This is a genomic window from Pseudoalteromonas luteoviolacea S2607, from assembly GCF_001625575.1.
GTDB lineage: Bacteria > Pseudomonadota > Gammaproteobacteria > Enterobacterales > Alteromonadaceae > Pseudoalteromonas > Pseudoalteromonas luteoviolacea_E.
Genome location: NZ_AUXV01000056.1, coordinates 152,507 through 175,470, shown reverse-complemented (window position 1 = coordinate 175,470; position 22,964 = coordinate 152,507). Strand labels below are relative to the sequence as shown.

Annotated in this window: 16 protein-coding genes and 1 pseudogene; 15 read left to right on the top strand and 2 right to left on the bottom strand. The window is 42.5% G+C overall.

All coding sequences use genetic code 11. The annotated features are described in order from the left end of the window. Positions 1–282: 282 nt before the first annotated feature. From N480_RS25425 to N480_RS17890, 7 genes are all read left to right on the top strand, one after another. The gene (locus N480_RS25425; RefSeq protein WP_155732892.1) at positions 283–453 is read left to right on the top strand and encodes a hypothetical protein; all 171 of its coding nucleotides are present in this window, start codon (positions 283–285) and stop codon (positions 451–453) included. Between the two features lie 232 nt (positions 454–685). Next, positions 686–1,300 (top strand): HAD family hydrolase, encoded by a 615-nt coding sequence (locus tag N480_RS17910; RefSeq protein ID WP_063373807.1) that lies wholly within the window; start codon positions 686–688, stop codon positions 1,298–1,300. A 381-nt stretch (positions 1,301–1,681) separates the two neighbouring features. Further along, positions 1,682–3,316 (top strand): methyl-accepting chemotaxis protein, encoded by a 1,635-nt coding sequence (locus N480_RS17905; RefSeq protein ID WP_063373806.1) that lies wholly within the window; start codon positions 1,682–1,684, stop codon positions 3,314–3,316. 263 nt (positions 3,317–3,579) lie between these two features. After that, the gene (locus N480_RS17900; protein ID WP_063373805.1) at positions 3,580–3,936 is read left to right on the top strand and encodes a VOC family protein; all 357 of its coding nucleotides are present in this window, start codon (positions 3,580–3,582) and stop codon (positions 3,934–3,936) included. An 86-nt stretch (positions 3,937–4,022) separates the two neighbouring features. After that, positions 4,023–4,196, top strand: coding sequence for a DUF6435 family protein (locus N480_RS25420; protein ID WP_155732891.1), 174 nt, complete (start codon positions 4,023–4,025; stop codon positions 4,194–4,196). Between the two features lie 148 nt (positions 4,197–4,344). Next, positions 4,345–4,770: a hypothetical protein gene (locus tag N480_RS17895; RefSeq protein WP_063373804.1), complete on the top strand. Its 426-nt coding sequence runs from the start codon at positions 4,345–4,347 to the stop codon at positions 4,768–4,770. Between the two features lie 209 nt (positions 4,771–4,979). Further along, a complete protein-coding gene (locus tag N480_RS17890; RefSeq protein ID WP_063373803.1) occupies positions 4,980–6,083 on the top strand; it encodes a serine hydrolase domain-containing protein in 1,104 nt (367 codons plus the stop codon). A 77-nt stretch (positions 6,084–6,160) separates the two neighbouring features. Here N480_RS17890 and N480_RS17885 read toward each other — a convergent pair whose 3' ends face one another. After that, the gene (locus N480_RS17885; RefSeq protein WP_063373802.1) at positions 6,161–6,988 is read right to left on the bottom strand and encodes a S1 RNA-binding domain-containing protein; all 828 of its coding nucleotides are present in this window, start codon (positions 6,986–6,988) and stop codon (positions 6,161–6,163) included. Between the two features lie 3 nt (positions 6,989–6,991). Then, on the bottom strand, positions 6,992–8,320 hold the full coding sequence (locus N480_RS17880) for a DEAD/DEAH box helicase (protein ID WP_063373801.1): 1,329 nt from the start codon (positions 8,318–8,320) through the stop codon (positions 6,992–6,994). Positions 8,321–8,585: 265 nt separating this feature from the next. Here N480_RS17880 and N480_RS17875 point away from each other — a divergent pair, with 265 nt between their 5' ends. The 8 genes and pseudogenes from N480_RS17875 to N480_RS17840 all read left to right on the top strand — a co-directional run bounded on the left by N480_RS17875 (position 8,586) and on the right by N480_RS17840 (position 22,927). Next, positions 8,586–9,572, top strand: coding sequence for a rhodanese-related sulfurtransferase (locus N480_RS17875; RefSeq protein ID WP_063373800.1), 987 nt, complete (start codon positions 8,586–8,588; stop codon positions 9,570–9,572). Between the two features lie 256 nt (positions 9,573–9,828). Then, positions 9,829–10,935, top strand: coding sequence for a sensor histidine kinase (locus N480_RS17870; RefSeq protein WP_063373799.1), 1,107 nt, complete (start codon positions 9,829–9,831; stop codon positions 10,933–10,935). Between the two features lie 14 nt (positions 10,936–10,949). Next, positions 10,950–11,792 (top strand): LytR/AlgR family response regulator transcription factor, encoded by an 843-nt coding sequence (locus N480_RS17865; RefSeq protein ID WP_063373798.1) that lies wholly within the window; start codon positions 10,950–10,952, stop codon positions 11,790–11,792. A 282-nt stretch (positions 11,793–12,074) separates the two neighbouring features. Then, positions 12,075–14,732, top strand: a pseudogene (locus N480_RS17860) (family 16 glycosylhydrolase); the annotation flags it as partial. 578 nt (positions 14,733–15,310) lie between these two features. Continuing rightward, positions 15,311–18,280 (top strand): TonB-dependent receptor, encoded by a 2,970-nt coding sequence (locus N480_RS17855; RefSeq protein WP_063373796.1) that lies wholly within the window; start codon positions 15,311–15,313, stop codon positions 18,278–18,280. A gap of 93 nt (positions 18,281–18,373) precedes the next feature. After that, complete coding sequence (locus tag N480_RS17850; RefSeq protein WP_063373795.1) at positions 18,374–19,633, top strand: sugar MFS transporter; 1,260 nt, start codon at positions 18,374–18,376, stop codon at positions 19,631–19,633. Further along, positions 19,630–22,170, top strand: a complete 2,541-nt coding sequence (locus N480_RS17845) for a glycoside hydrolase family 3 protein (protein ID WP_063373794.1) — start codon at positions 19,630–19,632, stop codon at positions 22,168–22,170. The genes N480_RS17850 and N480_RS17845 overlap by 4 nt, the downstream gene beginning before the upstream one ends. A gap of 187 nt (positions 22,171–22,357) precedes the next feature. After that, positions 22,358–22,927, top strand: a complete 570-nt coding sequence (locus tag N480_RS17840; protein ID WP_063373793.1) for a hypothetical protein — start codon at positions 22,358–22,360, stop codon at positions 22,925–22,927. Positions 22,928–22,964 lie beyond the last annotated feature (37 nt).

Below are 22,964 nucleotides of genomic sequence, written 5' to 3'. Positions count from 1 at the left end.
CGCGAAATATCTATAGCTTTATTCGAATTGAAATATTTACCTTTGCGCAAGGGGCGACGCTTACAAAAGGTAATTTATTCAGGTTAAAGATACCGAGATGTTAAATATGCTCAAAATGAAATCATTCATAAGGGGATTCATGTTATTTATTCGAATTTTAAAGGTTGTATAATTCTTAAACTCCAATTGATTTAAATAAAAAATCCAATAAAAAGATCTTGAACGAATATATAAACCTGTTATTGTGAGCGCGTTGAATGTAACTAACCAAAGGAAATTAATATGTTACTTAAACTTAGTAAAAAGAAAGTCAAAAACTTAAGCACATCAAACAAAGCGCTTAACCCGCAGCAAACTCCTCAGATCGGTGGTGGTCAGGGCCTTGATTCTCTGGGCTGCTTACCTACTGTTAAGTGTCCTGTTTCTTGGCAGTGCTATTCTGATAACTGCTAACATACCCCACATTCTAGCAGTCCTTAACCCTTGTTGTTGTAGGCCTTAATTGGCCTACTATAAAAAATGACTCAGCTTCTTAATAAACTATATCTAGCCCAACCAGGTAAATTACCATCTCTCCAAACCACACCGATTACATATTGTAATACTTATTTCCTGTAGCGAGGTTAGAGTGTGTACAGTAGTATTTTTAACGCTATAGTACGCCAATCATTCAAAAGGAAGTTATATGGAAACCACCATTAAAAATGTTGTATTTGATATAGGAAATGTTGTAGTTCGTTGGTCGCCAGAAGACATTATCAGCATGACATTTGGCCGGTCACACTTTGACAGCGGTTTAATTGAAAGGGTATTTTACACGGATATTTGGTTAGACTTAAACAAAGGCTTAATGTCAGAGGAAGAAACAAAGCTCAGATATCAAAAGGAGCTTGGCTTGAACCAGAGTGATTGCGATCGTTTATTTCATTATATTAAGCATTCTTTGATCCCTATATATAACTCAGAAGCTTTGATAGAGCGAGTAAAAAAAGCAGGATATAAAGTTTATGCACTCACGGATAATGTCCATGAAATTGTCGACTATTTAAAAGAAACCTATCAGTTTTGGCCGTTATTTGAAGGAGCGATTGTATCAGCAGACTTAGGGGTACTCAAACCTCAACCTGCTATATACGATGCACTGTTGACACAATTTAGCCTAAATGCAAATGAAACCGTATTCATTGATGATATGCCCCATAATGTTGCAGGGGCAAAAACTATGGGTATTGAAGCAATTCAGTTTGAAGATGCAGGGCAATGTGAAGATGAGCTCAAAAAGTTAGGGTTAGCATTCTAAGCTAATAAAATCGTAAGCACTATTGAGAATTTGCCTAACTTGAATATGCCAAATAGTAAAACTTTAATGATGTTTTAGAAGCTATTGTGATTGGCCTCCAATGCGATTTGATTACATACGTTCAGAGTTATTAAATCGCTATCTTCTCGATCTTAATACATTCGTTGCGCGATAAGTACAAGGTGTGGGGGAGAACACAGCAGTTGGCAATGGATAAGTTTAGCTTTTGGGTTTAGCGAATCTGTTTTGGTCTTTACATCTTAAATTGCCAGCAATCAACGTCTATTAGGCAGCTTCTTTTGACCGCTTCACGTATCAAAGCTGAAAAGTAAGTATTACTTACTATATTTGTATGAGATAGCATAAAAATAGTGGTCATTCATGAACTTTAAAAGCCTCCAAGTAAAATACTCACTTCTCTTTATAGCGATTTCTGTGTTTTTTGTCGTTGTTGTTTCAATAAACCTATTTCTAATTAGCAAGACGGAACGAAGTTTGGATGAAGTGGGCAACAAGTTTAACCCAGCTATCTCCGCTGTTATCAATGCAGATAGAGACTTGTATCAAGCGCTCTCTGCTGAACAACATGTTTTGTATATAACCGACTTGCAAGCAGGTTTTAAAGCGTTATACGCAGACTATCAAGAAAACGCGCAGCAAGCGTTAGACCGGATGAATAAGTACCGAGCATTCATGGCTGATTACCCTAGTGCACTTGCGCCACTGCGTGGATTTGATAGCCAATACAAAACTTGGTTAAGCGATTCACAAAGAGTCTTCGACCTTATTCGTCAGGGGAAGCGTGACGCCGCTATTGCTCAAAGTGAAGGTCCGGCGACGCAAAGTTTTAATGCGCTAAGAGATTATTTCAATGTTGCCGGGGAGGCTGCTGACAGTATTAGTGGCCGGGTGAGTTCAGAATCCATCAGTGAGGTAAACAGTACTTTAACCGTGATCCTGATTTTCAGTGCGCTTGTAATTGCCATGATCATCGCCATCGGCATGATTGCTCCGAAGAAAATGGCCAACGCACTCAATGACCTTGTCTACCAATTGAGAGATATGAGCAAAGGTGATGGTGATTTAACCAAGCGGATCAACTCGACACGGGAAGATGAGTTGGGCGATGTCGCAAGGGAGTTTGACAACTTTGTGGCTGGTTTGTCAGAGTTAATCCGCACGATTGTTGACGAGACAGTCGCTGTTACCAATGGTGTCGAAGCCTTGGAGAGAGGTTCGAAAAGTATTCATGACACTTGCTCTAACCAGCTTCAAGCGATAGAGGTCATCGTAACCGCTGTGAATGAGATGTCTTATGCGATAAAAGAAGTTGCTGAAAATGCGAGTTCAACTGCGCAGGACCTTACTGACGTTAATCAACTCACAGACGAAGGTACAAAAGTCACCAACAAAACGGTGGATGAGATAAACGCGCTCTCGGATATTATTGCAACGGCCTCTCAAACTATTTCTAAAGTATCGGAAGATTCTACCAATATTACTTCTGTGCTAGATGTGATACGCGGCATTGCTGAGCAAACGAATTTACTTGCGCTTAATGCGGCTATTGAAGCCGCTAGAGCAGGTGAGCAGGGCAGAGGGTTTGCTGTTGTTGCAGATGAAGTAAGAACACTTGCCAGCAAAACCCAGCAATCCACAGAAAATATTCAAGAGATGATTGCAAATTTACAACAGGGAGTTGGTCAAGCTGTCTCCTCAATCGAAAAAGGCAATGACTCAACACAGTCAACAGTGGATTGTTCAGCACAAACACTTGAGTCCTTGGGCCAAATAGCGACTGCTTCGCAGCGGGTGTCTGACATGGCTTTGCAAACCGCCACAGCAACAGAGGAGCAAAGTAAAGTGACAGACGATATCAGCAGCAATCTGACATGTATGTCTGAGGGAACTCGCGAAAACTTTGACACTGCCGTTGAAAACGAATCCGTTGCAGACCAAGCAATGGTCAGTGCGAAAAGGTTAAGGCAAGCTGTTGGTGGGTTTAAATTAGACTAAATAATGACTGCGCTAACTAAAGTGTGTCATACGAATATTTAAACGACCTAGTAAAAAGGACTTGTGCCCACGTCGTGCTCATTTAGTTCTAAGAAACCTAAAAGTGATATGTACATATTTGAAATGTAACTGCTTAAATAGTTCCAGCTTGTTTCTTTATCTAGGTTGGCGTTAGTATTCGTATACACTGATAACTATAATTTGAAATTCAGTAAAAGTTTACAGAGTTTCAAAAGATAAATAAAAAACAATAAAGGTTTACTATGAACCAACATGAAAAACTTAACTATGTAGAGTTTGCAGCAAAAAACTTGGATGCGACTAAAGCATTTTTCAATGCGGTTTTTGCATGGGAGTTTGTCGATTATGGACCAGAATATACGGCGTTTTCAAACCAAGGTTTAGATGGTGGGTTTTACAGGGCAGATATGAATAGTCAGCCAAGTAGCGGCGGTGCACTATTGGTCTTTTACAGCAACAACATTCAAGCAACCCTTGATAAGGTGGAACAGCATGGTGGCGAGATAGTAAAGCCAATTTTTGACTTTCCTGGCGGGTGTCGTTTTCATTTCAAAGAGCCCAGTGGCAACGAGTTTGCTGTCTGGTCGGAGCAAAAGTAGTCAATTATGATTCTTTACTAAACACTGTGATCCCTACTGAATTTTGCTTCGTTTAAGAAAGCGAAGCAATTAACGAGGGCGGTTATATGTTTGGTATTTTTAAATCCAATCCATCAAAAAAATTGAGAAAATCACACAGTATACTGCTTGAAAAGGCAATGCATGCGCAAAGAAACGGTGATATTAGAGGGTATGCGATGCTCACGGCAGAAGCCGACTCTTTGTGGCAAGAAATAGAACGTATCGAGCAGCAACATTAAATATCACTAAAACCTCAATACCTATCATGGATTGTCGTTAACGGTTTAAATATAAAATTTATATTAAAACTTCAGGAGCTGGGTAGCTTAACTTCAGTTCCTGCGAGTATAATAATTAGGAACAGTTACACTAACAGGGACACCTAAAATGAAATATTTACCAGTTGCGTTTGCTCTTTTACTCGGCGCGTGTAGTTCTACTACTTATAAGTTGGAGCAAACAATGGATTTGATTGCTGCATCAGAAGCAAAAGCTCCACATGGTGTAAGCGGAACATTTGAGTTTGAGGTGAAAGCCGCAGGTAAAGTTGACGGCGAAATTTTTTTAAATACACAAGAAAACTTCCGAGATAGGCGCTCTATTAGCATAGCCTTATCACCCGAAGTGATAAGGGCATTTATTCGTAAAGAAGGACTGAGCCCTAAAGTTTATTTTATAGGCAAAAAAATTCAAGTCACTGGAGAGGCAAAAAGAAAGCAAGTGTTTTTGAAGTCTAACGGTATAAAAATGTCTAGCTACTTTTTCCTAACTGAAATTAGTGTAACCTCTTTAGACCAGATTAAAGAAATTTAAACAGCGCTTCAAATATGCGTGAATAGAAAATAAGCTCGGACACGCTTTCGAGCTTTTTAGGGCAATTCCAGTTTCGCGGATATTTTAATTTTCATAATCTTTGCTTATAGCTGTCTTTACCATAAAAACTCTCTATCTTGTTATCGATAATAAACGGTAGTGTTTAACTTTCATCGTATTAACTTCACGCACTAAAAATAAGAAAATTTATGAAAACAAGTTCAGTCATATTGAAACAAATTAAAGTCGTTCCTCTTGTCTGTATGTGCTTTTTCACTTCTCTGTTTGTAGAAGCAGATGAGGTAGATAAAACTATTACGCAGATAATGGCGCAGCGTCATATTCCCGGATTACAACTGGCTGTCGTCAAAGATAAAAAGATTATAAAAACGCAAAGCTATGGCGTCGCAAATTTGCAAGATGATGTTGCTGTAACTAACAATACTGTTTTTTCCATTAACTCTATGACCAAAGCCTTTACTGGCGTGGCGCTTTTACAACTGGTGGAAAAAGGCATCATTACCCTTCATGACGAAATCGGTAAGCACCTTCCTGAATTACCAAAGGCTTGGCATAAAATTCAGATTAAGCATTTAATGGCACATACGTCGGGCCTACCAAAAATACTGAGTGGCTATTATATTGATTTGATTGTCAGAGGTAATCCTAAGGCTGCTTGGGAGAAAGTACAAACGTTACCAATGATATCTGACATAAACACGCGTTTTGATTACAACCAAACAGGCTATGTCATCATCGGTAAAATCATCGACAAATATGTTGATGGGAACTTTGTTGAATTTATAACCGATCATCAATTAAAGCCAACCGGTATGCACTTGACGGCAAAGTCGGGTTTCGAATACATGACGCCAGTGATAAAAAATCAAGCTCGGCAGTATTTATATGAGGATAAAGCCAAGCGCTTCGTTAATATCTATGGGCGATTTTCCTACATCATGAGAACGGCGGCAGGTATGAATTCAACTGCGACTGAGCTTGCACAGTACTTAATCGCATTGCAGTCTAACAAGCTTGTTAAAAACACCAAACTGCTTTGGACACCAGTTAAATTAAACAATGGTAAAATTGGTGGTTTTAGCAACTTGGAAAATGGCTATGCAATTGGCTGGCAAGTATTGGAGCGCGGGCACCACCCGGCGGTGAGTGCAAGTGGCGGCAATGCGGTAACTATGATCCATTACCCTGAAGATAATGTATCGATTGTTGTGTTAACAAATCTAGTGGGTGCTTTGCCTATCCAATTTGTAGACAACATTGCAGCGCTTTATATTGACGACTTTAAACGCTAAACAGAGTTTATATATAGCTGGGCTTGATAGGGTTCATTAGGTGATTTGTGCCAAAGACGCAAATCACTTACAGGCGATTACTTTCGGAGCGAAATCGAAGTGGCTTCTATGTCAATTTTACCTTGCTTAAAGAGTCCACCAATTGCTTTTTTGAAGTTCGCTTTACTGGTCGAAAAAGCCTGCTTAATTTGTTGAGGATCGGACTTATCACCCAATGGTAAAAAGCCATTGTTCTCTTCTAGCTTGGCTAGAATTTGCTCTCCTAAGCCTGAAATCTTCTCAATACCAGGCTTTTCAAGTAACACATCAATTTTGTCTCCCTCACGTACTTGCTTAATATAGCCTTTCATACGTTGGCCAATGTACATACGCTTGAATACCGTGTTAAAAAACACCATACCAAAATGGGTTTCATTGATGACGACTTTATAGCCAAGGTCGGTTTTTGAGGCAATGATCAGGTCCACTTCCTCAAACTTGCTGTAGTTTGCTGGGGTTTTATTGACAAATTTATTGATATTGCTCGAAGCACACAGGCGCTTACTCGCGTTATCTAAGTACAGCTTTACCAGGTAGCTGTAGCCTTCGCGCATTTTTGGCTTTTGCTCGTTGTAAGGCGCAAGAACGTCTTTGGCAATACCAAGGTCCATGAACGCACCGACTTTGTTGATTTGTTTCACACGTAACAGCGCGAACTCACCCACCTGCGCGATCGGTGCTTTTGTGGTTGCGCAAGGGTGCCCCTGGTTGTCTGAATAGATGAACACTTCAACATTGTCGCCTTCTTCTAAATATTCAGGCTTTTCATCCAAAGGTAAAAACACATCGCCAAGCTCTTTACCGTCTAGATATGCGCCTTCAGCGCTGATCTCTTCAATCATTAAAAACTGCTTAGTACCTAGCATGGTTTATTCCTCGGCTGGCTTTGGTTTTCTACGAAGTGGTGCATTTCCATCCACGTCAAATGGGGCTGCAATCGGCTTTTTAGGCGCCTTAGGCTTTTTCGTAAACTTGCGTTTTTGCTCAGGCTTTTTACCAGCAGCAGGCTTTTTACCTTTATACGCTGGTTTTTTAGGCTTTTCTTTAAAGCCTTTGAATTTACCTTCAAGGCCTTCGATTGTGTGGAAAGTCAGTTTTTCTTTCAGATACTGTGCAATTGCTTGATAGCTCTTCCAATCTTTTGGACCTACTAACGAAGCTGCAGTACCTTTAAAGCCTGCTCTGCCTGTACGTCCGATACGGTGTACGTATTCTTCAGCCTGTTTTGGTAAATCAAAGTTGATAACGTGCGTAACGTTTAATAGATCCAGACCACGTGATGCCACATCAGTTGTGACCAAAACTTTATATATACCACGGCTAAACGCATCCATAATATCAAGACGCTTGTTTTGCGCTAAATCACCCGCTAAACCAATGGCTTTAATTCCCATTTCGTTCAGTAAGTCACTCAAACGCGTGGTATCTTGACGCGTTGCGGTAAAGATAATGCATTGTCCAACGTCATCTTGCTGCACAAAGTGTTTAAGTAACGCTTCTTTGTGGTCTAGGTGATCTGCAAAATACAATGCCTGTTGAATATCTTCGTGCTTTTCATTACTGCCGCTTAGTAGGATCTTTTTCGGCGACTTTAATAGCGCTTTTGCGGTAAGCTCAACTTGTGCATGTTCTAATGTCGCTGAAAATACCATGGTTTGACGAAGGCGATGATCGGCTTGACTATTAATGGCATTGAGTTGTTTATCAAAACCTAAATCAAGCATACGGTCTGCTTCATCAAAAATTAACAGCTCAAGACCTGCAAGGTGTAATGACTGTTGTTCAAGGTGGTCAGTGATACGACCTGGCGTACCAATCACAAAATGTGGGTTTTTACGCAATGCTTTTACTTGGTCGTTAAAGTTTTCGCCGCCAAGCACTTTGGTTGCTGTCATTGACGTACCGGCAATTAATAAGCGGCACTGGGCAAATACCTGATTGGCTAGCTCGCGAGTCGGGGCAACAATGAGAACACGAGGGTCGCGTTTGCTCAGCGCTTTTTGTTTCATTACACGCTGTACAGCGGGTAACAAAAACGCCAAGGTCTTTCCTGAACCGGTTTTTGACTGTGCAAAAACATCGTGGCCTGCTAAAGCTGTGGGGATGGCATGTGCTTGAATTTCAGTAGGCTCATTAATTCCCTGATGTTGTAGTTGCTTTTCAAAGCGAAGGTCAAGGCCGAGTTCGGAAAATCTCAAAGTTACTTTCTCCAGTCATTATTCTAAAAAACGCGCCATTATAGCAAAGAGCCAGACAAAGGCACTATATAAATCTTAGTTTAAAATTGTTTTTGCTTTTGTTTTAATCACTTGGAATAAAAACTCAGCACTTGATTCTATGCTTTTTGCATTTGTTTTATAAATCCGTAAAATACACGCCTCAGCGCCGGATTTACGATTCGGTTTGTGCCTACGCGTCGTGTTTAAGTGTAGGTTGTTTTAAAGCTTATAAAAGAGAATTATTATGACTAAACCTTATGTTGTTTGTGCAATGTATAAGTTCGTTTCGTTGCCTAATTTTGAGCAGATCCGTCAACCTTTATTGCAAGTAATGGAAGAGAACGAGGTACGTGGTACCTTACTACTTGCTGAAGAAGGTATTAACGGTACTGTGGCAGCTAAACGTGAAGGTATCGATGCGTTACTTGCGTGGTTGGACAAGCAACCTGGTCTGGACAACATTGTTTATAAAGAGTCTTTTGACGAAACATGTCCGTTCTACCGTACTAAGGTGAAGTTGAAAAAAGAGATTGTGACCATGGGTGTGCATGGTATTGACCCCAAGAAAGTGGTGGGTACTTATGTTAAGCCTGAAGATTGGAATGCACTTATCTCTGACCCTGAAGTTGTATTGGTCGATACGCGTAATGATTATGAAATCGAAATTGGTACTTTCAAAAACGCCGTAGATCCTAAAACCAAAACTTTCCGTGAATTCCCTGAATGGGCTGAAAAAAACCTAGACCCTAAGAAGAACAAAAAAGTAGCAATGTTCTGTACTGGTGGTATTCGCTGCGAAAAATCAACTGCTTATATGAAAGAGCAAGGTTTTGAAGAGGTATATCACCTTGAAGGCGGTATCCTTAAGTATCTAGAAGATGTGCCAAAAGAAGAGACAATGTGGGAAGGCGAATGCTTTGTATTCGACAACCGCGTAGCGGTCGATCACGATTTGAACAAAGGTTCTTACGAGCAATGTCATGCTTGTCGTATGCCAATCACTGAAGAAGAAATGAAATTAGAGCAGTACATGGAAGGCGTATCGTGCCATCACTGCTATGACAATGTGACTGAGGAACAAAAAGCGCGTTTTGCTGAACGCCAAAAGCAAATGGAGTTAGCTAAAGAGCGCGGAGAGGGCCACATCGGCCATGAAGCACAAGAAGCGCTTCGTCAACGTAAAGAGCAAAAGCAGGCTCAAAAAGACGCGCAGCGTAAGCAATCAGCTTAATTTGAGCTAACTTTCAAATAGCTAAACCTATTTTAGGCGCCCTCGGCCATTTTGGCTGGGGGCGTTTTTATTTGTACTTTTTACAATGTTTACTCTAGTCGAACTTGCTTTTTGTCTTAGATATTACCATAAGTTTATTATATTCAATCGTTTATAATTATTTTTTGAGCGCGCTCAATTATATTGTTGCTAATTTGGGTTCCTTGATGGTGTGCGCTTATACTTCGGAAGGATACGTCTATACCGAACAACAACAATGAATGCACCAATTCAGTCAGAACTGACAATTTCGCTCCAAGCTTTTTCAAAACAAAGCCACCAATTTTGGTCATTACAGATACTTGGGTGGCTCGGATATACAATGGTGGTGTTCATTTCCATCATTCACCCGCAGTTTGACGACAACGATTTTAACTTAAGAGGTCAGTTGCTTAATTTATCAGTTGAGGTGATCTGTGGCTTCACTTTGTCTTTCTTACAGTGGTCGATTATAAGGCGGATTGTACACTGGCCGTTAAAGCACACTTTGATCGCGAGTTTTGCCAGTGCTGCTGTCCTTGGCTTGGTATTTAATGTCATCAAGCTGGCATCATACAAAACCATTGTTTATCACCAAGTTTGGTATCAAGAGCTCAATATGCTTGAGTTTGGGGGCTGGTTTTTGTTTTCAATTTCTACCATGTTTGTATGGACAGCCATATTCTTCATTATGTTATACAACGCACGTTTACAAAAAGAGCATGAAATGTTGCTCAGAGCCCAAACTGCCGCCAAAGATGCCCAACTTCAGATGCTCCGATATCAGTTAAATCCTCACTTTATGTTTAACACGATGAATGCCATTTCTACTTTGATCATGAAAAAGGAGAATGGCATGGCACAAGAGATGTTAGACAAACTCTGTGATTTCTTTCGTGCATCGCTTGAGCAAGACGCATCAGACGCCAGCTATCTTGGCAAAGAACTTGAACTGTTAGATTTATATTTGAGTATAGAGAAGGTGCGTTTTTGCGAGCGGCTCAATGTAAATTATGACGTAGACCCTTATTCAAAACAGGCAAAGCTACCACCGTTAATATTGCAGCCAATTGTAGAAAACGCGATTAAATACGGCCTAGAGGTAAGAAAAAAACACAATGTTATAGATATTATCGTGACCAGGCACGAAGGGCATTTAGAGATCTTGGTAGAAAATGAAGGTGGAGAATCAGATAAGCCTTTGGAAAAAGGGTTTGGAATTGGTTTAAGTAACACCAAAGAGCGCCTAGATACCTTTTTTAATACGCCATGCCAACTTAGCGTGGAAAATGGCAAAACAAAAACTCGTGTCACGATGGTCATTCCTTTTGTGATAGAAAAATAAGAATTGGATTAAATATGATTACAGCGGTACTGGTTGATGATGAACCTCTAGCTATAGAGGGGTTGAAGCTGCGACTCGAAAACATCTCTGATATTCAGGTGGTGGGAGAGGGGCTCGATGGCGATGATGCAATTCGTTTATGTCATGAGCATCAACCTGACGTACTTTTTATTGATTTAAGACTGCCGGGGCTTAGCGGTCTCGAAGTGGTTCAGGGTCTGCAATCAGATACCATGCCACTGGTTGTGTTTGTCAGCGCGTACAGCGATTATGCGATTGAGGCCTTTGAACTCAACGCGTTGGATTATTTAATGAAGCCCGTAAATCTAGGCAGATTGAAAAAAACGGTCGAAAGAATACGCGACACCTTGGCTGAGTCAAAACATGCGCCTAAAAGTGAAGAAAAAGCCAAGCTGTTAAAAGCGTTAGGTGAATCCTCAGGGTTGAGTATTGCGCAGTTACAAGAGTGGCTTGATAAAGAAAGTGCGCCATTTCCGGCAAAACCAAGGCATGAATTACTGATCAAAAATCATGATAACGAGCAAGTGTTCCTGCGTGTTGACGACATTATGTGGGTTGATGCTGCCGGAGACTACATGTGTATTCACACTGAGAAGGAAAACTACGTTGTGCGGATCACGCTCAAGCGCCTCAGCGAAGAGCTTGATAATGGATCGTTTGCGCGGATCCATAAATCAACCTTAGTAAATGTGAATTTTGTTAAAAGTTTTACCACACTAAAGAACAATGAATCGATGTTGGATTTGGGGGGAGATATTAGGCTTAAAGTGAGCCGCAATTATAGTGACACGTTGAAGTCATTGTTGAAATCCCGTGTGGGAGATACATTTTCGTAGTTCTTATGTCTCACATTTCATCGTGTAATTGTTTCGTCTTATCGTGCGCGGTGCAACTGCACCAGCATTGACGCAAAATTGCACCGCGATAGCGCATTTCAATTGTCACAATATTATCTTTCTATCAATATTTTAACTGCCAAATTTACATTTTTAATTTGCATTTAAAATAAATGCATTTGGCCAAATGACAACGATAAATGTGCCAAGGCTCACAGTTGTGATATTTGCTTTCAAGGTGAACGTCACATATGCACTGTGAGCAAATGTGGAAGTGATGAAATGAAACCAACAGTAAACCAAGTGTTTGGCGTTTGCCTGCTGAGTGCGACACTGCAAGGGTGTGGCGGGGGCGCTGAAACGAACACTGATACCAGCCAAATATCACCAGAGGTTCCCGTATCTGATTGGCAACTCGTATGGAGTGATGAGTTCGACACAGACACCATTGATGCCAATAAATGGCTGCATGAAGTCAATTGTGACGGCGGCGGCAACAATGAGCAACAGTGTTACACAGCCAGCAATGAGAATTCTTATATTGAAAACGGCATTCTACATATTGTGGCTCTACCCGCCGCAGAAGGAGAGCAAAAGGCTTATACATCAGCGAGATTGAGTTCAAAAAACAAAGCAGATTTCAAGTATGGACGCTTTGAAGTTCGCGCAAAATTGCCATCTGGCCAGGGAAGTTGGCCAGCATTTTGGCTTTTGCCGACGGATGAAGTATACGGCGGGTGGCCAAAATCTGGTGAAATCGATGTTGTTGAGTCGGTTAACCTAAAAGCGAAACGAGAAGACGGGAGTTTAGAGCGCCACGTATATGGCACACTGCATTATGGCAAAGATTGGCCAGACAACGAATCAAGTGGAAAAGAATATCTTTTGCCCAATGAGATGAACCCCGCCGATGACTTTCACACTTATGCGATTGAGTGGCAAGAAGGGGAAATTCGTTGGTATGTAGATGGTCACCTTTACCAAACTCAGCGCCGTTCGCAAGCGCTTTATAATGGTGATGGCGACGCCGTTGGGCTCATTTATCGCGGATGGTTCACGGAATATTTTGGGCAAGATTCTGGCGAGTTAGAAACCCATTGGGATAACGCCCCTTATGATCAAGAATTCCATATGTTGCTCAATCTTGCGGTAGGTGGGAATTGGCCTGAAAGTGTGAACGAGTTAGGCGTCGATGCCTCTGCCTTTGCCGAGGGTCAACATTTTGAGATCGATTATGTGCGTGTGTATCAATGCCAAATTAACCCAGAAACGGGTAAAGGGTGTGACACAGTACGCGGTGGGTTTGATAGTTTAGAGGATGCATTAGTGGAGGGCAAAGCTCCCACGCCAATTCCGCCTTCTTCCGGCATCGCCCAGGATCTGGATATTTTTGCTGGCACGCCAAATCCAAATTGGCCTGCTTGGGACTGCTGTGGCGGGTCGACACCAGCCTTAGTCGATGACGCTGAAAAAGGCGCTGTGTATGAATTTGTGGTTGGAGAGAGCCCAACCGTGAATGGGTTTATTTCTCGCGAGGATTTTATTACTGACCCCGAGGGTGAAGCCACGCCTTTTGATGCAAGCCCGCTTATAAGTAGCGGCACTCTCAGCTTTGATATGAAGGTAGTGAGCTTGCCAAGTGCGGCGGATACACCGTGGCTGTTAAAAGTTGAGAGCGTTGATGCATCAACGGTAGCCGAAGTTGCCTTGACCACCAGTGTTGAAGGTCAAGCACCGGCACTTGAACAGTGGCAAACGTACACATTTCCTTTGCAAGCTTTGGTAGATAGCGGACTTACTCCGAATGCAATCGATGCTGTGATGATATTCCCAACGTGGGGCAGTGGCGAGGGCGCGGTATATCAAGTTACCAACATGCGTATTGCTGGCGATGGGGTATCTGCGCCCCAATCATTTGTCGTTTTTGAAGATATGATTAATCCAGCTTGGCCATTATGGGATTGCTGTGGAGGCACAACACCACAAATTGTTGAAGACGATGCCCAGCACGGCAATGTTGCTGAGTTCTCTGTGGGGAGTGAACCAACTGTCTTAGGTTTTATATCACGTACTGACAATACCTCCGAAGCAGGGGGATCACCAGCACCGTTTGACGCCTCACCGATGTTTGACAATGGCATGCTTCAATTTGAAATGAAAGTTGTTAATGCGCCAGCGAACGCCGAATCGGTTTGGAAATTAAAATTAGAGAGCAACAATGCTGAAACCGCTGCAGAGCTCGACCTTAGCAGTAGTATTGAGGGGTTAAAACCGGTTACAGGGCAATGGCAAACCTATACATTTAAGATCTCTGATTTAGCCAGTGCAGGGTTAGATGTGAGTGGTATTGACGTGGTGATGATTTTCCCAGAATGGGGTACAGGTGAAGGCGCACTTTATCGCGTAGACAATTTAAAATTCTATCAACCAACAGACGCACCAGCTTTCGAAGGTCATGTGCTATTTCAAGATGATGTGCTGTCACAGTGGTCACTATGGGACTGTTGCGGTGGGTCAACACCTGAAATTGTCAATGACGATGCACAACATGGCATGACGGCTGAATATACCATTGGTGCTGAACCAACCGTGGTAGGTTTGTTTGCTGATGATGGGGTGTATCTCGACAGCTCCGCATTTTTACAATCCGGTGTGATTCAATTCGAAATGAAGGTCGTCAATGCGCCTGCAAACGCTGACTCTGTTTGGAAGTTTAAGATTGAATCTATGGATGCTACTACGGCGGTAGAGCTAGACCTATCAGCAAGCATAGAGGGTAAAGCGCCTGAGGTTGGCCAATGGCAAACGTACACATATTCCTTGCAAAGTTTGGTCGCTGCAGGTCTAGATGTCACAGCGATTGATGTTGTGATGGTGTTTCCTGCTTGGGGAACGGGTGAAGGTGCCGTATTTAGACTAGACAACGTACTAATTTATAACCACAGCTCAGTACCTCAACCGCAATCTCTGACTTTATTCAAAGATGGGCAAAACAGCAACTGGCCGATTTGGGATTGCTGCGGTGGTTCGACCCCTTCAGAGCAACAAGATGATGCTGAACATGGTGTAACTGCGCAATTTTCAATTGGTGCTGAGCCGACGGTGATGGGGTTTCTTGCAAACGAAGGCGCACACTTTGACGCCAGCGCTTTACTCACAGGTGGTGTTGTCCGATTTGACTTGAAAGTAGTCAACGCTCCGAATGATGTGAGTAGTACTTGGAAATTCAAAATTGAATCACTAGATGCCGAAACCGCCGTAGAACTGGATTTGAGCTCGAGTATCGAAGCACAAGCGCTAGAAGTCGGGCAGTGGCAAACGTACACATACTCTTTGCAAGCTTTAGCTGACGCAGGATTAGATCTATCAAAAATCAATGTCGTTATGGTTTTTCCTGCATGGGGCACAGGTGAAGGTGCTGTTTACAGGATTGATAACGCAGAAATCACGGTGCCGTAACGCGGCAAATACAAGGGGGGATCACTTTCCCCCAGAACAGAGAATTTAGTAGGTTAGTTATGAAACAAGTTCAATTTGTATCTTCGCGCGTGGCTTTGTGTGTCGCATTAGCTCTATCAGGGAAAGCGTATTCTGAGGAGCAATCAGCATCTAATTTAACGGCAGAAGAACAAAATCCAGAAATAGAAGTGATTGAGATCCGTGGCATTAAAGGAAGTTTGACCCGAGCAATGAATCTAAAAAGGAATGCATCTGGGGTTGTTGATGCGATTTCAGCAGAAGAGATGGGAAAATTCCCTGATACCAATTTGGCGGAGTCTTTGCAGCGAATTACCGGTGTTGCGGTTAGTCGCAGTAACGGTGAAGGTTCTCAAATTACGGTTAGGGGTTTTGGCCCTGACTTTAACTTGATTACGTTAAATGGCCGACAAATGCCGGGTACGGGTAATTCAAGGTCATATAGCCTGGAAAACTTATCTGCAGACGGTGTTATGGCGTTAGAGGTCTTTAAAACTGCGCGCGCAGAAAACCCCAGTGGTGGGCTTGGTGCAACGGTCAATATCGTGACCAGAAAGCCTCTGGCAAGTCCGGGAGAGCGTTATACCGTTTCTGCTAAGGGGATTCATGATTCGTCAAATGTCGAGAATGATGATTTAACCCCTGAGCTGTCTGCGCTTTATTCAAATACCTTCGTTGACGACACGCTTGGGGTGTCGTTTTCTCTCACGCATCATGAACGTGACTTTCAGAAACAGCAAGCCCATATTCAAGGGTGGCAGGCCAATGTCGATTTGCCTAGCAATATCGACCAAAGCAAGGTGGTTGATCCCAGGCCGCTGGATAGCGAAGGAAACAGAGTAGGAGACTACTTTTTTCCCCGTGATATGAACTATGGCATCGAAGATTTAGAAAGGGACAGAACCAATGGTCATATTGTTTTTCAATATGCGCCGAGCGACGACTTAGTACTATCGGTAGATTACACCCATACCAAAGCCGTGACAGGTAAAAATGGCATAGGCTGGGGGATGTGGAATGAATATGGCGGCAATATAAATGCGTATGAGTTAGATGAAAATGGCACTGCGATTTTTGCCGATATCAGCGGCAATGATGGCTCTTTTACGGCATCGCGTTCAACAACTGAAGTCATTGAAAAGTCCGCTGGTATTAATATTGACTGGCAAGTCAGTGATGCATGGCATGTTTCTATTGACTATCACGACTCTTCGAGTGAAACCGATAATGGCATAGATAAGGGCATTGGCAGTGAAGGCGCTTTAGTGTTGGGGTCAGATCAGCTAAGAACCAAAACCTATGATTATCGCACCGGTGATATTCCGCATGCGCAAATTCATTGGTTAAATGGCTCAACAACCTTGCTTGAAAGTGAAATCGACTCACACTTTAGTCAGTTTGTTCATTCTCCCGGTAAATCAGAGGTTCAGCAGCTTCAAATAGATACGGTATGGGAAAATGACCGTTTTGATATTCCACTGCTTGATGTCAAATTTGGGGTTGCCGTGACGGACCAAACTATGGGCGGCTCTAATGCATGGAGCGGTTTGATTGGCGGGTTTTTGTTTAATCCGTCTTGGCCACAACTGTTCCCTGACAGTATGTTTGTCAGAAATAATACCAATGGCTTCTTGGATGCGTTTGCCAGCGGTGGCGCAAACTTAAATCCGAATTACTATTACACGTTTAGCTTTGATGAAGTGGTCGCGCGGTCTGAGGCGTTTTTAACAAACGACGTGTTAGGCGGTGACGACTATTTTGCGACAACCGCTTATCATGACCTAGGAACGTTCTCTCAAAGCTCTGTTCAAGAAGAGACAACAAGCTTTTATATTCAAAGCGCTTGGGAGTTCGAGGTCGCGTCTTTACCTGTGTTCTTGAACCTTGGTGTTCGATACGAAGAAACTGATGTAACCAGTGTTGATAAGCAGCCAATCCCAGTATCTGTATGGTGGTTAGGCGGCAGCGAGTGGCATACACAGTACTTACCAGAGGACAATAGCGAATACACCTCTGAGGGGCAACATGATGTATTGCTGCCAATGATTGACGTCAAAGTTGATATTACAGAAGAGCTGGTCGGTCGTGTATCTTGGGGGAAAACAATCACACGTGCGCCACTCGGTGATTTGTCTGGTGGTAGGGTTCTATCAACAAGTCCAAAGATAGGCTCTCGTAATGGTAGTGAAGGCAATACCAATTTAAAACCCTTTGAATCAACCAACTTAGATTTAAGCCTTGAATACTATTACGATGAAAGTAGCTATGCAGCAATCGGTTACTTCAAAAAATCGGTTAAAAACTTCATCGGTAGTCAGGTCAACGAAACAACCATTGATGGCTTTAATGACATTTATCAAGGGCCAAGGTGGAACCAAGCTGTAGCTGATATTGAAGCGCGTGGCGAGCAGGCAAAAACTGATGCGATATTTCTGCAAATGCAGGCAAACGGCGCAGTGTTGAATGCACAAGGTTACATTGAGCCCGCGGGAGACGATCCATTATTAGTGTGGAAAATAACTAAGCCATTTAATGCGCCTGATACCAAAAAAGTGGACGGTTTCGAAGTGGCATTTCAGCATGTGTTTGGCGAGAGTGGCTTTGGCATTGGGCTAAATGCAACGTTTGTAGATGGAGATGTGGAGTTTGATGTTAACAGTCTAGAGCAGCAAACACCGCTCACAGGTTTGAGTGATTCAGCTAACGCACAAGTGTTTTATGAGAAAGACGGACTATCTATCAAACTCACTTATGCTTGGCGTGATGAATACTTGATAGGCGTAGGTCAAGACCAAGGCTCTGCTGATAACCCACCTCAGTTTGCTAAATCATACGCCCAGTTAGATGCCAGTGTGAACTACGACATTGACGAGCGTTGGACGGTTTTCTTTGAGGGTATAAATCTCAATGATGAAACCGAGCAAGGCTTTGGTCGATATGAGCGCCAGTTCCTATTCGCTAGGCAGTATGGACCTAGGTATACCTTAGGTGTCAGGTACAGCTTTCAGTAAATCTAACCACTTTCTTATCTCTTAGTTATTTTAGAACGTCGAGTGTGCAGCGCGAGCTGCTGTATATCTTGGCGTTCGTTGGAGTTATTTATTATGGCAACCGAGTTTGCTTCAAAAGCAGCGCACGTGGACCAATCGTCTGGCTATCCTAAAAACATTGGTTTTGCATTGTCTGCGCTTACAAGTCTATTTTTCATGTGGGGGTTTATTACCTGCCTGAACGATATTTTAATTCCTTACCTGAAAGGCGCGTTTCAGCTAAGTTACACACAAGCTATGCTGGTGCAGTTTTGCTTCTTTGGCGCGTATGTCATCGTCTCAATCCCTGCTGGAAATCTGGTTGGTCGGATCGGGTTTCAAAAAGGGATCGTGCTAGGGCTTATGATTGCTGCGCTGGGGTGCGTGTTATTTGTACCAGCAGCGATTATTGGATTGTATGAAGTATTTTTGCTCGCGCTGTTTGTGTTGGCGTCTGGGATAACTGTATTACAAGTGTCTGCTAACCCTTATGTCAGCGCATTGGGTAAACCAGAAACAGCGCCATCAAGACTAACACTTACTCAAGCATTTAATTCTTTGGGGACGACTATTGCGCCGTTTTTTGGTGCTTACCTATTGTTTTCATCAGGGCAGGAGACCGTATCAAGTGGTGCCGATGCGGTAAAAGTACCATATCTGTTACTCGCGACAGCATTGGGTATTTTGGCAATTATTTTTGCAGTTCTTAAGTTACCGAAACTGGTTGAACAAAGTGATGAACCCTCTACAAACGCAAGACCGCTAACAGAATATCCGCACTTAATTCTCGGTGCGATAGGTATCTTTTTATATGTGGGCGCAGAAGTGTCAATTGGCAGTTTCCTAGTAAGCTTTTTACATCAACCCAGTATAGCGGGCTTGGATGAAGCACAAGCAGCTAAGCTCATTGCGTATTATTGGGGGGGCGCAATGGTGGGGCGTTTTATTGGTGCAGCGATTATGCAAAAAGTAGCTGGTGGGAAAGTGTTAGCTTTTAATGCTGTCGTCTCGATGATGCTGGTCATTTTTGCAGTAAATCAAACGGGGGCACTGGCAATGTGGGCCATGCTCGCTGTTGGCTTGTTTAACTCAATTATGTTCCCAACCATTTTTAGTTTGGCCATTTCGGGGCTAGGCAAAGAGGCAAGCCGTGGCTCTGGTTTATTGTGTTTAGCGATAGTCGGTGGTGCGATCATACCGATTTTGCAAGGGTTACTTGCCGACAATATCGGGCTTGAAAACTCATTCTTTTTACCCGCAGCGTGTTATATCTTCATTGCTTATTTTGGTCTTTGGGGATGTCATAAAAAGTCTAATAAGGAAGCCGCGCAATGAAAAATATCAAACAACAAGCCTTATTGTGCGTTTGTACGCTCAGTCTACTCAGTGCTTGTGGACAGTCCAAGCAACTTGAAACACAAACGGCGAAAGATAAAAAACCATCAATTTGGCCTTACGTTACGTCGGAGGTGGTTGTCTCGGCAGATATAGAGTCACAAGTTGCCGAGGTACTTGCCGAAATGACCATTGAGCAAAAAGTAGCGCAAATGATTCAACCTGAGATACGTGATATTACAGTTGAAGATATGCGTAAATACGGTTTTGGTTCTTACTTAAATGGTGGTGGTGCATTTCCAAATGGTAACAAGCATGCTTCTGTACGTGATTGGGTGGCACTGGCGGAATCTATGTATCAAGCATCGGTAGATGCGTCTGTAGATGGTTCTAGCATCCCAACAATGTGGGGTACTGACGCGGTTCATGGCCATAATAATGTCATTGGCGCAACCTTGTTTCCCCATAACATTGGGCTAGGGGCCGCTAACGACCCGAAGTTGATTGAGAGAATCGCGCAAGTAACTGCAAAAGAAGTGTTAGTAACAGGCATTGATTGGATTTTTGCGCCAACGGTTGCCACGGTCAGAGATGACAGGTGGGGAAGAACATATGAGGGGTATTCGGAAGACCCAGAAATCGTCAGAGATTATGCGTATTCCATTGTTCGTGGCCTACAAGGGAATGGTCGCTCAGGCGAGTTCTTTAGAGAGCAACATGTTATTAGTACCGTCAAGCACTTTGTGGGTGACGGTGGTACAGTGAAAGGCGATGACCAAGGGGACAATATCAACGACGAAAAGACGCTTTTTAAGATCCATGCGCAAGGTTATGTAGGTGGACTAAAAGCTGGCGCGCAGTCAGTCATGGCCTCATTTAACAGTTGGCATGGTGATAAGATACATGGCAATAAATACTTATTGACCACTGTGTTAAAAGGCCAAATGGGTTTTGATGGGTTTGTTGTCGGAGATTGGAATGGACACGGTCAGATCCAAGGGTGTACGAATGAGAGTTGTCCCCAGGCAATCAATGCAGGGTTAGACATGTTTATGGCCCCAACTAAAAGTTGGAAGCCTTTGTTTTATAACACTGTTGATCAGGTGAAAGACGGCACGATACCCCTAAGCAGAGTAAATGATGCAGTAAGCCGCATTCTTAGAGTGAAATTACGAGCTGGCTTATTCAAAAAACCAAACCCTGCTCAGCGGCTTTATGCGGGTAACAGTCAACTTATGGGTAACAAGCAACATAGAGCACTAGCTAGGGAGGCCGTGCGAAAATCTTTGGTGCTTCTCAAAAATAAGGGCGGTATTTTACCTCTTTCGCCGAAACAAAACATTTTGGTGAGTGGTGATGGAGCACACAACATAGGTAAACAGTCTGGAGGGTGGACGATTACTTGGCAAGGGACAAACAATACCAACGCTGATTTTCCGGGCGGTATGTCGATCTTTGAAGGTATCAGGCAGCAAGTGGAAAAAGCAGGCGGTGAAATTACGCTAAGTGCGGATGGCTCATTTGATAAAAGTAACAAGCCGGATGTTGCGATTGTTGTGTTCGGGGAAGAACCTTATGCAGAGGGGCAAGGGGACAGGCCACATTTGGCTTATCAGTATGGTGATAAACAAGATTTACAGTTAATTAAGTCTTTAAAATCGAGTGGAATACCTGTTGTGTCCTTGTTTATCAGTGGGCGTCCATTGTGGGTGAATGCAGAGCTAAATGCCAGTGATGCATTTGTTGCAGTGTGGCTGCCAGGTTCAGAAGGGGGCGGTATTGCAGATGTCCTGTTAACGGATAACACTGGCAAAATACAGCATGATTTTTCCGGTGCTTTATCTTTTTCTTGGCCTAATTCACCGACTCAACATGTAAATCGTTTTGATGAAGAGCTGCCATTATTTCCTTATGGCTACGGTTTGAATTATTCAATGACTGATACCCTAGTTGACACATTGAATGAATCTTTTGATATAAATTCAAGTGTTAATGAAGAGGAGCTCCTATACGATGTGCAGCCGAAGAGGCCTTGGGCCTTACACATTTCTACTGATGATGAGCAAAAGCTAGTTAAGTCAAATAGCGAGCAATTAAAAGGACTTGAGTTTCGAACCATTGACCGTTTTGTCCAAGAGGACAGTATTCAACTAACCCTTGATGGTGCAAAAAATGCCGGTATTTCTTTAATAAGTAAACACGGCTTTGCTGAAGATTTAAGTGCTTATGTAGATTCGAACGCATACTTAACTTTTGATATCTCTGTGAAAGAGGGCGTTATTTCTAGTGCTACGGTTGGAATGAACTGCATCACTGCTGTGCAATGTCGGTCAAAGGTTGCAATACCGCCTTCTAAACTTAAAGACCAATGGCAACGAGTTGCAGTGCCTATGGCATGTTTTGAAAGTCTTGGCGCGAGATTATCTCACACTGAGTCTCCTTTTAGTATTGCGTTAAATGGAGACGCTAAACTTGAGTTGAGTAAAATAGCGTTACGAACTTCAGCCGCTGAAACATTAATTGTTTCATGTAATTAAAATAGTTGTGGCCACTAGATGTCATTGGTGGCCGCTTTTTTCCAAATGTACAAACATGACATAAAAGGTATATCCACTGTTCGCTCAGGCTAATTTTAAATCTAGAAGAATAATTGCATAAATTGCATTTGCATGGCATGGTTTCTAGCAGGTTAATTTGCCAAGAATTATTAGCATAGAGGAAGCAATGACAGAAGAAGTTTTACCTAAGTCAGTTACAGACGAACCTGCAGAAATGCAATTTTATATAGTATCAGCGAGAAAGTTTTGGACGCTCAACCTAATGACTTTTGGGTTTTATTCCGTTTATTGGTTTTACAAACATTGGAGCGAATATAAAAAGAGCTATGGTGATGATGTTTGGCCTATTGCGAGAGGTATTTTTTCAATCTTTTATGCGCATTCGTTGTTTTCACTATTTGAAGCCAAATATGAAATCAACCTCAAAGAAAAGCCAATAAGCATAACGCATTTCGCAACCGTATTTGTTGTGTTTTCGGTGCTTGGTAATATCGTAGGCCGTTTATCAGAGAACGGAATAGGTTTGCCATTCAGTGCTTTCGCAATGTACTTTACCTTGTTTGTTTCAAGTTTTTGCCTATACAAGGCGCAAACACTTGCAAACTTGGCCAGTTCAGATCCTTCGGGAAGTGCCAATGATAGATTTACGCTACTAAACTTTGTGTGGATTTTTATTGGTTTGGTATTTTGGTTTTTAGTGATTATTGGTACTCAAGTGACCTTAACTGGGCAGTAAGCTATTGAACACGGGTCAAATTTGATTGATACGTGTT